This window comes from Hungatella effluvii (assembly GCF_003201875.1).
GTDB classification, from domain to species: Bacteria; Bacillota; Clostridia; order Lachnospirales; family Lachnospiraceae; genus Hungatella; species Hungatella effluvii.
In genome coordinates this window covers 36,359-50,208 of sequence record NZ_QJKD01000024.1, presented here as the reverse complement: position 1 = coordinate 50,208, position 13,850 = coordinate 36,359, and the positions used below count along the sequence as shown (strand labels likewise).

General features: G+C 49.8%; 9 protein-coding genes. 2 read left to right on the top strand and 7 right to left on the bottom strand.

What is annotated here, in order from left to right; all coding sequences use genetic code 11:
* Window positions 1-12: 12 nt before the first annotated feature.
* From DFR60_RS27565 to DFR60_RS27535, 6 genes are all read right to left on the bottom strand, one after another.
* Window positions 13-990, bottom strand: a complete 978-nt coding sequence (locus DFR60_RS27565) for an SIS domain-containing protein (RefSeq protein WP_110326172.1) — start codon at window positions 988-990, stop codon at window positions 13-15.
* A 928-nt stretch (window positions 991-1,918) separates the two neighbouring features.
* Window positions 1,919-3,262, bottom strand: a complete 1,344-nt coding sequence (locus DFR60_RS27555) for a sulfatase family protein (protein WP_110326170.1) — start codon at window positions 3,260-3,262, stop codon at window positions 1,919-1,921.
* 12 nt (window positions 3,263-3,274) lie between these two features.
* Entirely contained in the window at window positions 3,275-6,430 is a 3,156-nt protein-coding gene (locus DFR60_RS27550; protein WP_110326169.1) for a glycosyl hydrolase, read from the bottom strand.
* Between the two features lie 65 nt (window positions 6,431-6,495).
* Window positions 6,496-7,887, bottom strand: a complete 1,392-nt coding sequence (locus DFR60_RS27545; protein ID WP_110326168.1) for an ABC transporter substrate-binding protein — start codon at window positions 7,885-7,887, stop codon at window positions 6,496-6,498.
* Window positions 7,888-7,926: 39 nt separating this feature from the next.
* The gene (locus DFR60_RS27540; RefSeq protein ID WP_002602231.1) at window positions 7,927-8,760 is read right to left on the bottom strand and encodes a carbohydrate ABC transporter permease; all 834 of its coding nucleotides are present in this window, start codon (window positions 8,758-8,760) and stop codon (window positions 7,927-7,929) included.
* A 2-nt stretch (window positions 8,761-8,762) separates the two neighbouring features.
* A complete protein-coding gene (locus DFR60_RS27535; RefSeq protein ID WP_243005201.1) occupies window positions 8,763-9,575 on the bottom strand; it encodes a carbohydrate ABC transporter permease in 813 nt (270 codons plus the stop codon).
* Between the two features lie 574 nt (window positions 9,576-10,149).
* On the opposite strand from DFR60_RS27535, the gene DFR60_RS27525 reads away from it, so the two are divergent.
* Window positions 10,150-11,967 (top strand): sensor histidine kinase, encoded by a 1,818-nt coding sequence (locus DFR60_RS27525; RefSeq protein ID WP_110326165.1) that lies wholly within the window; start codon window positions 10,150-10,152, stop codon window positions 11,965-11,967.
* Window positions 11,968-12,019: 52 nt separating this feature from the next.
* Window positions 12,020-13,198: a response regulator transcription factor gene (locus tag DFR60_RS27520; protein ID WP_110326164.1), complete on the top strand. Its 1,179-nt coding sequence runs from the start codon at window positions 12,020-12,022 to the stop codon at window positions 13,196-13,198.
* 37 nt (window positions 13,199-13,235) lie between these two features.
* Here the strand turns inward: DFR60_RS27520 and DFR60_RS27515 are convergent, their stop codons facing one another.
* Window positions 13,236-13,808: a helix-turn-helix domain-containing protein gene (locus DFR60_RS27515; RefSeq protein WP_002602227.1), complete on the bottom strand. Its 573-nt coding sequence runs from the start codon at window positions 13,806-13,808 to the stop codon at window positions 13,236-13,238.
* Window positions 13,809-13,850 lie beyond the last annotated feature (42 nt).

Below are 13,850 nucleotides of genomic sequence, written 5' to 3'. Positions count from 1 at the left end.
TCAAGGTTCAGATTAATATTCCATTCTCCACATATAGCGGCGCACACTTAAATCATGACCTCTCTCATAAGCAAATGCGTCTGCCAGAGAACGAAGTACCGCGCCGGCCAGAAGCGGAGCAAAGTACTCTCTCACTTCCTCGTCAATGCCTGTCATATCAAAGGTGTCCGCATCTACCAGCATAATCTTATCGGAATACTTCTGGCAGAAGTTGTAAGCTCTCTCATCGAGCGGTCTCGTTGCTCCGATGCCCTCGATAATGATGAACGGAACATCAAAATCAGTCACTTCAAATGGTCCGTGGAAATATTCGCCGGAATGGATCGCGTGGGAATGAATCCACTGCATCTCCATCAGCAGGCAGATCGCAAAGGAGTACGCCTCGCCGTAGCAGGCGCCGCTGCCCATGGTGTAGATCATCTGCTCTCTCTTGTACTTGCTTCCCCACTCCTTAACGGTGTCCGCATACTGAGTTTTCGCCTTCTCGATCGCATCATTTAAATTCGCTACGGATGCGATGCCTTTCTCATACTTCTCACATGGACTCACTGCGTTTAAAATGCTGAACATCAGATAGTATAACACAGCCTTGTTCAAATCGCTTGCATCCGCCTCTTTTCCCCAATCATAGTGGATCGGATATTCTGCTGCGTTCCATAATGGAGAATCCTCTAAATGAGATAAGGCAATGGTCAGCGCACCTTTTTCTCTGGCAACCTCCGTTGCCTTTACGGTCTCAGGAGTATTGCCTGAATGGGAACAGGTGATGACTACGGAATCCGGTCCCAATGCCTTTGGAGCTCTGTGAACAAATTCGTTGGAAGAGTAGATACTGGCCGGAATCGAAATTTCACGGTCAAAGGTGTACTGTGCCGGCATCATGAAAGCCTGGGAACCTCCACACGCTACAAAGTAAAAATGATTAATGACTTCCTTGGCCGCCACTGCTGCCACTGCTGTGTTGATCTGGTCGATGTGCTCTTGTCTCATAATGAATCCTCCACTCGATATTATTATATATTGTTATATAACGTTATATGATGTATTTATATGATATACGATTGTGGCATGGATGTCAAGATATATTTGTAAAATATGTTTGATTTTTATTATTCTTCATTATTTCTTATATGCATATTGCTTATAACGAAAGTAATTTATATAAAAAAAAGACATACAGACTATGGAAATCCATTGATTTCAATCATAATTGGTATGTCTATTGGCGGCTGCTTCAGAACTCATACTTTACCACGTTTCACAGCTTGAAAGAAATTATAATTACTCCACCCGTGAATAACTTGCTTGTATTTATATACTAAAAAACAAGGGTTCTAAAAGGAAAGATCAACCAGGCGATCTCACTGAGGAGTTTCGAGTATCTGACATACTTCTGTGATTGCCTGAACGACCCGGATCACTTTGCAACAGAAGACACGGGGAATCTTCTGATACGGATCTATCTGAACATAGGGCAGGATAAGCGACTCGCAAAAGTCCCCGATTATCATGCCTTATTCCCCAGCCCGTGAAAAGAAACCCTTATCTTTAATCACGCTCATATATAGTTAAATATACATTGAAATTAGTTATATCCTCTGTTATAATTTTATTAGGCAGTTTATCTGCTGGGTGACTTCCATCTCCGAAAGGAGGTGGTTCTATATTATGTCTACTTGTGAAGAATTTATGATAATCATAAATGCAGCAATGCTTATCATTGCTATTCTCGTTTACATAGATAGAAAAAATGGTACAAAAAAATAGTCGCCCACCCGTCCAAAAGTAGCGACTATTTTCTTTAAAATATAACGAATCTTTGGAAGCCACTCTGTGGAGTGAACTGCCTTTTTTGTACCTTTATTATAAACCATCTGAACCTGATGTGTCAAACATATTTTTTTCACCTGTTTATTTTCTATAACAGCTCTTCCCCGTCAAACACGGCCAGCTGTCCAATCATCTCCTTCTCCTGCGGCAGAATCATGGCATCTCCTTCTCCCGCCTCCTTCATAAGCCTTACCAATTTCTCCCCCAGAGCGAGGCATACCCCCTGGTGGGCCCTGGAATGAATCAGATTATGGAGTTCATAAGGATCGTGTTCCAGGTCGTAGAGATACATCTCGGTGTACACGCCGCTTCCCTGGTCTAAAACTGGATCCCGGTCAGTGGCCTGAACCGAATACTTCCACCGTTTCGTCCTTATGGCCCGGCCGACCTCCGCCTCGCTGATCTGGATGAGCGCCTCCTTCGGCCACGGAGCTTTCTTTCCGCCCAGCAGAGGCATGAGGGAGTGGCCCTGCATGTCCTCCGGAACCGGAATCCCGCATGCGTCGAGAAGGGTCGGTGCAACATCGATCAGGCTGACAATCTCCGCAACATTGCCGCCCCCTGTAAATCCCGGTCCGTAAAATGCCATTGGAATGCGGACAGAGCTTTCATGGCAGGAACGCTTATATTCCGCATTCCGCGTCTTGAAATGGCATCCGTGATCGCTGGTGAACACCAGGATGGTGTCCTCCGCCATATGAAGGCTTTCCAGTGCATCCCGGATTCGTCCGAAGGCCTCATCCAGCCGTTTTACCATACCGTAGTATCCGCCCAGGTGCTGCCATGACGTGCCGCCGAGCGCGCCTAAATCAGGCGGCATATAAAGCGGATTAATGGGAGCCCCGCTGTGAGGGGCTGAAAAATCGTCGAAACAATTCTGAAAATGAGGCTCCAAAAAGGACAGGAATAAGAAGAACGGCTTATCCTGGTCCTGATGACCATTGATATAGCGGACCGCGGCATCCGTCAGGGCGTCAATTCGGTGCCCCGGCAACTTCACCGGCCGGTTCTCATTATCATATACAAGGGTGTCATACGGTCTGGAAGTAGCCTCCAGGGCATTGGCGCCCAGCCACCAGTCATATCCGCCGCGCTCCTCCTTCTGGACCTCGTGCCGCCCCGACGCCAGATGCCATTTACCAATATAAGCGGTGTCATACCCGGCGTCATGGAAGTAATGGGCCATGGTCCTCTGATCTCTTCCCAGAGGAATCGCGTTCCGGTAATTTCCCGTACAGGTAGCGTATTTTCCAGTCTGCAGCACCGCCCTGGCCGGCCCGCACACCGGCTGGGGCGTAACCGCAGTCGATGCGTACGTCCCCGTAAATGCCACCCGGTCAAAGTTCGGCGTCAATCCGCAGGGATTACCGCCCGCCCCGGTAGTATCCGATCGCTGCTGGTCCGTGAAAAAAATAATCACATTTGGTTTCATAAGCTTCTCCTCTTAACATTTTACAAGACAGTGTTTCTCATAATCAAACCAGGTTCCGTCAAGCATGGGGGCGAGAGTATTGGTGAGACGGATTTCTATCTGATTTTCTCCCTGCCTTAACATCGCTCCGTCCCCGTGCCACGTATACGGTGAAAACGCCCGCACACCGGCGGAAACGCCGTTTACTATGATTTCCAGGCATTCATGGCACTGATCCTTCTTATCCAGCTCTAAGTCAAACAATTGTGGAACCGTCTTCACATCAAGCACAGTCCGGAAGGTGAACGTTCCGCTGTAGTAGGGGAATCCCCTGATGTAATCCAGCGTAAACGCCGCAGTCTCCGGTTTCGCAGTGAGTCTTCTGCGGCCTGCGGCCTCCGTCTCACTCACACCGAAGTCACCATATAAGTAGAGCGGATCCCGGATCCCGTCAGAATCCTTCGTGAGCATCACTTCCACCGCCAGTTCATTCCAGCCCTTTTTCAAAAATGGGGCAATGTCCGCCATCCTATTGTTCTGATCATTGATAAATACGCTCCGGAATGTCTCAGCACGGATTTCTTCCCCGTTCAGCGTCATACGCCACGTATCCTTTACCGCCCCCCGGTCCATCAGAAGCGAACACGTCTCCGGCACCGTTTCCACCTCAAAGCCGGTCTTATAGGTCACCGCAAGCGGATAGTGAATCGAAATTTTCTTTGGAATTCCAAAGGCTCCGGTAAACTGATAATCCTCCGGTTTCAGGCAGGACTGGTCGGCACACTGCTCAATAAAGGTCTTCACTGGCACTTCAAACCATTCCCCCCCGTCCCGGGATATTAAAAATTCTTCCAGTCGGAAGATATTGCCGCCTTCGATGGTGACAGGCATCATGCCGGAAGTGTCGATTACCAGTTTTTCCGGCGATTGCTCACTGCCGTCAACAGTCCCGCAGTCTTCGCCTCTCTCACTGCCGTTACCAGCCGCCACACCCTCCATTTCCTTCTCACCGCACTTAACAAACCGCAGCATCCGGCTCTCATACGCTCTCAGTGCAACCGCTTCCATCGGAGCTTCCGCCGTCTTCACCTCTCCGGTATCGAGACACAGCTCCCCGTCATACACGCATCCAGCCCGTTTGCATGTGACGGACACTTCCGTATCACGGCCGCCCTGATTTACCAGGAATACGTAATACGCCCCGCCATCTTCCCTGACAGAGCTGATGATATCTTTTCGCTCCGAATCCCGGGTCTTAATTCCAAAAGATAAGTCGGCCGCCTCCCTGCACCATTCACACCAGGCGCCATCCCGGATCTCTTCGAAGTAACGCCTGTCCTCCCGCTGATTCAGTTCCAGGCCGGTCCAGTCAGCCCGTTCCTGCTTCCTGTCGATGACCGCCTCCGGCAGATTTCCCAGGAAAACGATCTTTCCGCCGCAGGCGGCAAACTCCCGGATCTTTTCACAGGCCGCCGCCTCGATAAAATCGGTGGGCGGTATGACCAGCACACGGTAGGAGGCCCTGCCGATGAGAATCTCGCCGTCCCGGATATCTGCGTGTTCCAGGATTTCCGTGTCGAGATGTTCATAATCAATCTGGTTAAATAAGAGTTCCTTGCAGACCGCAACCCAATCCTTTCGCACCTGGTCGCATTTCTGCCGTTCCGCCTCATCCTCTCCCTGATAGACGAAGCCGATAAACGGTTCGCCCAGATACGCCCACAGCGTAGCCGCCGGATCGAGCACCGCCACATGGATATCAGCTTCCGTGTTCGTCACCCACGTACCGAGCCGCCCCGCGTAATCTGCCAGAAGGCGGTAATGCTTCCAGTATGGATTCTGTAAAAACTGGGAAGGCGGTGCGTCATGCTTCGTAATGCTGTCGATGGTATAATAAAACGCGTGCACGTTGTAAAAGTTAATTCCGCTTGCTCCCAGCCGGTCAAACATCCACTTTGCATCCTGAAGCGTCATGGTCCAGCCCAGGCTGTGGAAGCTCTCGATCATGGAAAACTGTTTTCCCAGCTGGCGGGTCAGAGAGCTGACTGCTTTCGCATTAGAACGGTATTTGCGGATATATTCATCATAGATCCATTCCAGCGGGCGGCCCAGCTTCTCATGGGCTGTGTCTCCGCCCACGATCGCGCTGTAACGCTGCGTGCTCATGCGCATGGAGGGAACCTCTGTGGCATACTCCAGATGGTGGCTGCCGCACCAGTCCGACACCTGCTTATGGTAGTTCTCCACAAACAGCTTATGGATGGCGTCATAGAGATCATACCGTATGGCATAAGCATTTTCATACGCGGCATTGTGGAGCGCAGGCAAATGTTCCAGAAGATCATACCCCTTCACCTTCTTAAAGTATTCCGGCAGCCGTTTGGACCACGGGATCGGGCTTAGAAGCCCCACCTCATCGGAAAACATGCCGTAAATCCTGCTTCCAAACTTCTCCCCCATATACTTTTCATACTTCTCATGGGTTGTCTCTAAAAATGTCTGCACCGCTTCCTTTGAACACGGATCGAAAAAGCCTCCGTAATACTTAAACTCGCCGAGGGCCGCCTGGGTATACACTTCCACCCGCCAGCTTCCCGCCGGCAGCGTTCCCTTCAGAATCCGTTCCGGCCGATAGGTGAAAAAACGCTTATTGTTGTATTTCGTCAGACCGGTTGTCTGGTATATCTCTTCCGTCTGAAGATTGCCGGCCAACGCTTCCAGATCCACCGGATGGGCAAAATCCACGCTTCCATCTCCTGCCTGCCCCCCTGCCGGAAATGCCTTCGCATAAAGCAGTTCGCACCAGCCCAGATTCATCTCAAACGTACCGCCCTCCGGCAGATCCAGAGACCGGTGATTTAAAACCATGTGCTCCGCTTCGGGATGCTTAAGAAGCACCTCGCCGCCGCTCATACCGCTCGGATATGGATACTCATCGTAAAGCCACGTCTCAAGGCCGCACCGCACCGCCTCTTCGGCCGCAAAACTTACCTTTTTAAACCATTCCTCCGACAGATAGGGGACCTTCTGTCCCTGTCTTGCACAGATAAAGGCCCCGCCAAGGCCTTTATCCGACATTTCCTCTATCTGATGTTTTATTTCGTCCTCCGCCATATCGCCGTTCCAGAACCAGAACGGCTTGATACGGCATCGGGCGGGAGGATTTTTAAATTCGTCCAACCAATCCATTTTCTCTCCTCCGCCTCATGGGCTTTTCTGAAAACATCTCTGAATTCTTCGTTCCATTCTTCGTTCTATTTAGACTGTAAGTACTGGTCGTACTCGGACTTCAGTCTCGTCATCTCAGACGCCCAGTTGTCTAAGTATTCCTGCGCGGTCATGTTGCCGAGAAGCACATTCTGGAATCCTTCCACCAGGGTGTTCTGATGCAGGTCATAGTAGCCGATTACATTGATCGGAAGCGTAGTCACCGTCGTGCCGGAATCGAGAAGCGCATCTGCGGCCTCCTTAATCGGGCCTGCATTCTGCACCCACTCGTCCTCCAGGGCTTCCTTGTTGCAGGGAATCTGGCCGATCTGCTCGCTGATGTAGCTGCACGCCTCATGCTGCGCCAGGAAGCTGACGAACTTGAAGGCCTCTGCCGGATGCTTGGAATCCTTGAATACGGATAAGCACATTGCGCCGTTGGATACGATGGTTCTCGTTCCATTTGTAGCATTTAACCGTACCAGTCCGGCAAAACCGTCCTCACCCAGTGTCTGTACGTGCTGGCCATAAGAGCCCAGATTATGGAAGATCATTCCCGCGGAACCAGAATCGAACGCCGCGTTCATCTCAGCCACCGCATTGGTGATATCGCTCTCCGGTGTGTATACATTGTAAATACTTGCGAATTTCTCAAGCAGCTCCACATGAGCCGGATCATTGGCCGTGGAATTGCCGTTTTCATCAAACATATCCAGCTGGCCGGAATACTGATACATCATCTGCTCAAACTGCTGGGAGCTTCCGGCGCCGCCGCGGATCGAGAATCCATAGACGCCGTTTGCCTTATCGGTCATCTTCTCTACACAGTCAAACACACCGTCCCAGTCCTTCGGAATCTCACATCCCGATTTGTTCATCAATTCCGTATTATACCAAACAACCGGCACAGTTACCATGTGCGCAAGACCATACATCTTGCCGTCTGGAGCCATGCTGCGGATACTTTCGTCGAACTCGGAGAGAGTCTTGTCCTTCTGATCCCATCCCGCAATATAGTCGTCCAGCGGAACCAGGGCATCCTGAATCAGGAAATCGCTCATCCAGTACTGGCTGACACCGCCGCAGTCCGGAGCGGTGTGGGACTGGATTGCCACATCATATTTGGATTTCGCCTGATCGGCGGGAACTGGAACCAGTTTTACCGTGATGTTCGGATTCTCCGCCTCAAAATCTGCAATCAGCTTGTTGAATATCTCCGTCCTCTTCGTATCCGCGTTCTGATCCCAGTAAGTGATCTCCACCTTCTCTCCCGCTGCCGCCTCGGTGCCTCCGGCCGTCGTCTGAGCCGCTTCTGCTCCCGTCGTGTCCGCAGCTCCTCCGGCTGTGGTGGTACTGGTGCTGTTTCCGCCGCTGCATCCGCTGAGAAGTGCCGCTGTCATAACCCCTGCCATTGTTAATGCTGTAATTCTCTTCCTCATAACTTTACTTCCTCCTGTTTTTATTCTATTCTATAATTGTTAACCCTTAACACCGCCGGCGCTTAAACCGGTTACAAGATATTTCTGAAGATAGGCGAACAGACATACCGGAATCGACATGGCGATAATTGCGCCGGATGCCATGGCGCCGTACTGAACGCTGAACTCGCCCTGCATCATCTTTAAGCCGATGGGCACCGTATATTTCGCCGGATCGTTTAAGAACATCAGGCTGAACAGGAACTCATTCCAGCAGGCGATAAATGCGAACGCCGCCACCGTAATGATTCCGGGTACCAGCATGGGAAGCACGATTTTCACCACTCCTTTAAACCGGCTGCACCCGTCCACCATGGCCGCCTCCTCCAGTTCAAAGGGGATTCCCTCGATGAAGCCCTTCATCAGAATCGCATTGAACGGAATATGGAAGGTGATATTTACCAACACGATGGCCGTCTTTGTTCCCACGAGTCCGACTCCCTGGAAAATATTGAACAGCGGAACGAGAAGCACCGCCGCCGGTATAAACTGGCTGGCCAGCAGAAAGCCCATAAACAGCTTTTTCCCCTTGAATTTATATCTCGTCAGCGCATATCCCACCATAATGGACAGGACAACGATGATTGACACCGACACAATACTGATCTGAAGGCTGTTTGCAAAATACTGACTGAATCCGGCATGAACCCATACGTTCGCAAAGTTGTTCAGGGACGGCGACCGCGGGATATACTGGATCGGCGTGCTGACAATGTCGGCCTCACTCTTTAACGATGTGATAAAGGACCAGTAAATAGGAAACACCACATACACGTTGATCAGAAGCAGCGGAAGCCACCGCAGGAATATAATATCTCTTTTCTTCTCCTTCATGGTTATGCCTCCTCCTTTCCAAATCCGGACAGTTTCATATAAATCACCGCGATAACGGCCAGAATCGCAAAGCTGACAACGGAGAGCGCCGAGCCGTATCCATAGTTGCTCGTCTTGATGGCCTGATTGGCAATCAGCATGCTGAGCGTGGTCGTCTTGCCCACCGGACCGCCGCCGGTCAGGCTGTAGATTAGGTCCACACTGTTGAATTCCCAAATGGTGCGGAGCAGAGTCGTCAGCACGATAGTATTCTTAAGCATCGGAAGCGTGATAAAGCGGAATGTCTGAAACTTCGTGCTGCCGTCCACTCTTGCCGCCTCGTATATATCATCCGGAAGCCCCTGCATCGCCGCCAGAAGGCTGATGGCAAAGAAAGGAATGCCTCTCCATAATTCCGCCACAATGACGGAACCGAGTACGAATTTCGTATTCGCCAGCCAGGCGATGGGTTCCTTGATGATCCCCAGTTTCGACAGAAGATCATTGAGCACTCCGAAATGCTGGTTGAACATGATACTCCATAAAACCGCAGTCAGTACTCCGGATAAAGCCCATGGAATGAATGTAAGGGCACGGAAGAATCCCCTCCCTTTAAACTTCTGATTTAAGATCAGTGCCACAATCATGCCGAAGATCAGCTGAAGTACCACCTCACATGCTACGAACTTTGCGGAAACGCCCAGTGCATTGTAGAACTCTTTCTTTGTAAAGATCGTAATAAAATTATCGAGTCCCGCAAACCCATTGGTAAACGGTTTCGTCGGATTATAATGCTGGAAGCTTAAGTAGAAAACCTTTCCCAATGGATAAATCATGATGAGCCCCATCAAAAGGCATGCCGGTAATATAAGAATATATGGAGCAAAATTAAACTTTTCCTTTTTCACAATCTCTTCCCCTTTCTTTTTGTTCATGTAAGCGCTTAACTTCATGTCTCTATTTAACCACATCAGCCTTCACGGGTAAATAAAGTATCTTTCGTGAAAATTATAATATCTTTAGGTTTTGTTGACAAACTTATCAAAACTATATATGGTAAAGGAAACACATACGGATTACAGTTCCCGGCCCCACCTGCCTTCCGCTTCCCGGTCTGGTCCGGCTGGCTCATGCAGCCTTTCCTGTGACTTTGCAGGGAATTAGCAATTCTTAACGCGCAGGGTTTTTCGTTCAGGGGAAATGTCCACTTGTTTGAGCGCAGCGAGTTTGGGCATTTCCCCCGGTTTTTAGAAAAATTCTGCACGTTTAGAAGTGCTTATCTCCGAAACCGGAACTGGAAAGGCTGCATGAGCCAGCCGGGCCAGACCGGGAAGCGGAAGGCAGGTGGGACCGGGAACTGTAACACATACGGAAACCGTATTTCTATCGAATGATAAGGGGGAATCACTCGTGAAGAAACATTTTTTTTCACTGTCAATCAGAAGTCTTATGCTGCTGTTCTGCCTGCCGTTTGTCCTGCTGGTACTCCTCTCGTGCAGCTATTTCTACCGCGCCGGCAAAGAAGAGATCACAGACTTGATTCAGGCGAACGCGGTAGCCATCATCGGTCAGACGAGCGATACCTTGGAACAGAAGATCGCCGCGGTAAGCAATCTTCCCACCACGATTACAGCTTCATCCTATTATTATAAGCTGCGGAAAAACATTCTGGCGGACCGGGAACCTATTTCGGCGGAAAATTACCGGGGCTTCTCCAACGCGGTCCATGATTTTCTCGTCATGAATTCCGCTTACTTTAATTCCGTATTTTTATTTCTAGATGACTATACCGTCAGTATGTTCCGTTCCAATACCGGAGAACAGCTGCGGCGTTCCAATTTCTATTACGAGGACTTTTCAGAAGTTTATCCGCCATACTCCCTGCACTGGATTACCAGTGCTTCAGAGCCCTATCCCTACTCCACGTTCAGCGGCCGCCTGCCTGCCGCCTCGCTTATGGAGGTCCTGGGTTCTCCTGATTCCGCCGTACACGGAGTTATGGTGTTTGGCATTGATGACAGGCTTTTCACCACCTCACTGATCAACTGCAAAATCACCGCCTCCTCATGTGTAACCCTTGTAAAAGATGGAAAGCTGCAGTTTTCCTCCTCTGAACTCTTCGGAACCGACACATTGGAGAAGCTGTCGGAAGAGGATTTACACGCTATCTCATCGCTGGCCGGCGATGCGGTGCCAGAGACGACCATCACGCGGCAGTTTGGTGAAAACTACGTCATCTACCGCCCGCTGGCCTATGAGAATATGGGCGTACTGGCCGTTATCCCCATGGAAGAAATGTACATGAATTACCACCGCTTCTCCGATGTCGCGATAAAATTCAGCCTTCTCCTGCTCACCGTCTGCCTCGCCCTCTATTTTACTGTTACCAACCTGCTGACCCGTCCCATCAGTTCTCTCATGGAGCAGCTGAACTACGTCTCAGAAAACCACTTAGATACAGCGATAACCGCATGGGGCGGCAAGGAAATCAATCAGATCTGCAAAGGAATCAACCACATGATCGGCCGGATCAAGCTGCTGATGAAAAACCTGGAGTTTGAAATGCTCGCCAAACAGGAGGCGGAACTCCAGGCCCTGTACTTTCAGATCAATCCTCATTTTCTCTACAATGCGCTGGACTGTGTTCACCAGCTGTGCGATTTGGGTGAGGTGGAAAAAGCCGGACAGATGGTGGATCAGCTGGCTGCATTTTACCGTATCGGCGTCAGCAAGGGCATGGTGGCGATTTCTCTGAGAGATGAACTGACTCATGTGGAGATGTATCTGGCTATTTTAAAGACGCGCTTCGAAGATTTCCAGTATGAGATCTCTGTCCCCGCCGAATACTGGGACTGTTCCATCATCAAGCTGGTGCTGCAGCCCATCGTGGAAAATGCAGTGTACCATGGACTGCGGCCCTGTCGGACCGATGGAACCATAAGGATCACCGCAGAGAAAGAGGGAAGCTGTCTTCTGATCCGCATAAGCGATGACGGAGGCGGCATCCCCGACCGGCTTCTCGAAGATATCCGGGCTTCCTTATACTGTTCCATGTCAGAAAAGCCCGCTCATATCTACGGAATTAAAAATGTACACGACCGTCTTCAGCTTACCTATGGCTTTGGCTATGGTCTCACCATCGACAGCGTTCTGGAAGAAGGCACGACGGTGACGCTGAGAATTCCCTTTCAGGTCCTAAGCCAGAAACAGGGCACCCAAAACACGTAAGCGCCCGCCTGAATCGTTGATCATAGGAAAAACTTCGGAAGGATTGATAAAAATGTTGAAAATACTGTTTGTAGACGACGACGCAGTCGCAAGAAGAAATATGGCTCAAAGAATTGACTGGAATGATTTTGGGTGGAACCTGGTCTATACCGCGCGTGATGGTGTAGATGCCCTGGAATATATGAAGGAGAACCAACCGGACATCATCATATCCGATATTAAGATGCCCATCATGGATGGAATTGAGATGGCGAAAATCGCCAGAGACTACTATCCGGATCTGTTTTTCATTTTTCTGTCCGGATATAAGGAATTTGAATATGCCAAGCAGGCTCTGGCCCTGGATGCCGTCGATTATCTAAACAAGCCCATCGATAACAGCCAGCTGCTTGATGTTCTCCGGCGGGCTGAGAAAAAATGTATCCGTGCCAGGGAGGTCAACCAAATATTAAATGAAAAATACCCCCTGATCCGGCGCCAGTACATTTCCAAATTGATGTATGAAAATTTCCGTGAGGCTGACGATGCAATCTTCCGCGCATTTGACATCAACATCACCGGCGGTCTCGGAATGGTCTTATTCATGGATTTCGGAAAAGATGCTCCGCCAGACACGGCGGCGTGTCAGGAATACTTGCAGACACTGTGCAACACGCTGACGCGCCAGTACTATGGAAGCCTTTTCATCTGCATGGATAATCTTCAGCTGTTTATTATCTATACCATGCCGGACTGCAAGGAGAAGAACCGCTTCTTAACCAGTATGGAGGAACTGAAGAAGTATATCAACAGTTGTTTAAAGCGGGATATGCTCCTGGAAGGCATCTTTTACCAGGGGAGCATCATGCAGGAATTAAACGATTTATACGCCTCCTGCCAGGCAGCTATGCAGTCTAAAAACAGCGAGACCTACACGCTTCTGTCCAAAATCAGGTGTTATATCGAAAAGAACTACCAGAACCCTGATTTGAGCCTGGTCATGATCGCCCGTCATTTTAATGTCAACCACTGCTACTTAACGAGTCTCTACAAGGACCAGTTCGGTATCAATCTATACGACTATCTGATTTCTGTGCGTATGGAAAAAGCCGGCGAGCTGCTCCGGACTACTGATATGAAAAGCTACGAGGTGGCCGAGGCCACCGGCTACCGCAACAGCCAGTATTTCAGCGCCAGCTTTAAGAAGTACTACGGATGTACCGTAAAGGAGTATAAGCATATGCCGGGATAAAAAGATGGAAGGCCCTGATCACGGTCCTTCCATCTTTTTATCCTGGAAAATGCAGCGTCCCCCAGATCGGCGGTGTGATGACGGAGATCACCTCTGTGTAGTCATCATCATCATTGATGCAGGTGTGGGGAAAATCTTCTTTGATAATCGTAGTATCTCCCTCCCGCAGCACGATTGTCTCCTCACCGACCACCACCTTAAGTGTTCCTTTGACAACCAGAAGCGTCTCCTCGGAATGGTGGACGATGGGTATTTCCGAATCTCTGGAATGTGGTTCGAGTGTGGCTTTTATCATCAGCGCTTTGGGTGAAAAATTCTGTGAGGAAAATGGCGTCAGAAACTCGTATTCCACACTGTTTTTCCTGACATGGGCTGTCATGCGTTCTTCCCTGCGTATGGTAAGGCTGGAATCATTCTTATGATCGTCCAGCAGCACATACACGGGAACATCAAATTCGCCTGCGATTTTCCTCAGAGATGACAGCGACGGTTCTGTCTCCCCCCGTTCCACCTGGGAAATATATCCGATGGAGAGACCTGTCCGCTCCGCCAGCTCCTTCATGGTAAGCTTCTGTTTTTTTCTATATTCTCTGATATTTGTACCTAACATGCAAAGCTCCTTTTTTCTGATTCTTCTATCATAGCGTGTCTC